Raw genomic sequence first — 1,726 nt, forward strand, 5'->3', positions numbered from 1 at the left:
ACATAGATGTTGGCTGTGAAATCGCATTCGCGAGCAAGCCCGCTCCCACATTTAATCTTCAGTGGCCTGATATTCAGCGATACACGCTGCTGATCCCCTGGCGTTCTTCAATGCACTCCGGTGCACCCATCTCGAATTCCCGGCAGATCAGCGGACGCTTTTCGTAGATCGTGCACATCATGCTGTTGCGATCCAGCGCTGCGCACCAGCCGTCGTCCAGACGCAGCATGACTTCGCCGCCCCAATCATCGGTATCGATAAAACGTTCGGGCACGCCTGTGTCGGTGATCAGCATCACTTCGAGCTGACAGCAGCACGCCGCGCAGGTCGAGCACGTGACGGCCGGTTCGGCGATTTGCGTGTGGGGAATGGTTTTCATGGCGCGCAGTGTAAGGCAGTGAACCGGTGCTGTGTGAAAGGCCTGACGGACGCTCAGTGCCGGGTATCTAGGGCGTGCCATCGGGCCATGAACTGAGTGCGGGAACAACTGCCGGTGAGGGCGATGTGCAGAGTAGATCCAGGATCGGCGGGTTGCTGCGCACCATGCGTTTGCCAATAGCCAGTTGCGCTGCGTTGGGCATTTTCGACAGCGGCCAAAGTGCCGCCATGAAAAGGCCTGGAAAGGCGATCTCCAATGGCCGGTTCTTGAGTTTTGCGAAGAGGTGCCGGGCCGCCTTACCCACCGGCCAACTGAGCGGTATGGGGAAGTCACTCTTTGCTGTCGGCGGTGTCTGGCCAAACCCAGGGCTGACCATGGTGACTTCAATGCCTTCCGGCGCCAGGTCGATGCGCAGCGATTCGAACATGTAACGCAGCCCGACCTTTGACGCGCCATAGGCTTCCGCACGTGGCAACGGCAAATACGTCACGGAACTGGCGATGCCCACCATGTGCGGTGCGGTGCCTTTGCGCAGCAGGGGTATCGCGGCCTCGATGCAATAGGCGCTGGCGAGCAGATTGGTGCGCACCACGTGTTCGACAATGGACGAATCAAATTGCTGAACGTCGACATACTCGCAGGTACCAGCGTTGAGAATCACCGTGTCCAGCGATCCCCAGTCTTGTGCAATTTGCTCGCCGATTTCGCGCACTTGCTGGCTGTTGGTCAGGTCTCCAGGCAAGACCAGCACTTGTCCTGGATAGCGTAGCGACAAGACTTTCAGCACCGCTGCCGAGCGTGAACTGACGGCCACGTGAGCGCCCGTTTTCAGTATTTCTTCGGCCAGCGCGGCGCCAATGCCGCTACTGGCGCCGGTCAACCAGTAGCGCCGTGGGGGAGAAAAACTCATCCCATTCTCCTTTTCAGTCAGGCAATCGCCCGACCCAATATGGGTAAATGTTGGTCATTCAGCGCCCTGGGATCGAAGTAATCCCGGTGACGATAAACCTTGTCGTGCTGGCAGGTTTTTGAACGCGGCCAGCGCCCGTTGTCGGGACGTGCTCAGATTGACGATTGGCGATGGATAGTCCGCAATACCGAACAGGCCGCCGATGTTGGCCGGGTTGTGTACGTCCTTTTTGTCGAGCCCGGCCAGTTCTGGCAGCCAATGCTTGATGAACACGCCTTCGGCGTCGAATTTTTCCGACTGGCTCAACGGATTGAAAATCCGGAACCAGGGCGCCGAATCGGTTCCGGTGGACGAACTCCACTGCCAGCCACCGTTGTTCGCCGCCAGATCGCCGTCGATCAAATGCCGCATGAAAAAGCGCTCGCCTTCACGCCAGT

The 1,726-nt window shown here is 58.6% G+C and carries 3 protein-coding genes; all 3 read right to left on the bottom strand.

The genetic code is table 11. The features are described from left to right. Nucleotides 1-73: 73 nt before the first annotated feature. Entirely contained in the window at nt 74-379 is a 306-nt protein-coding gene (locus tag AC1DRJ_RS26655) for a YkgJ family cysteine cluster protein (protein WP_477804783.1), read from the bottom strand. Nucleotides 380-446: 67 nt separating this feature from the next. Further along, the gene (locus AC1DRJ_RS26660) at nt 447-1,289 is read right to left on the bottom strand and encodes an SDR family NAD(P)-dependent oxidoreductase (protein ID WP_477804784.1); all 843 of its coding nucleotides are present in this window, start codon (nt 1,287-1,289) and stop codon (nt 447-449) included. A 54-nt stretch (nt 1,290-1,343) separates the two neighbouring features. Next, nucleotides 1,344-1,726: FAD-binding domain-containing protein (locus AC1DRJ_RS26665; RefSeq protein ID WP_477804785.1), on the bottom strand; the 383-nt coding region annotated here is incomplete at its 5' end.

Source organism: Pseudomonas sp. P5_B2, assembly GCF_056400445.1.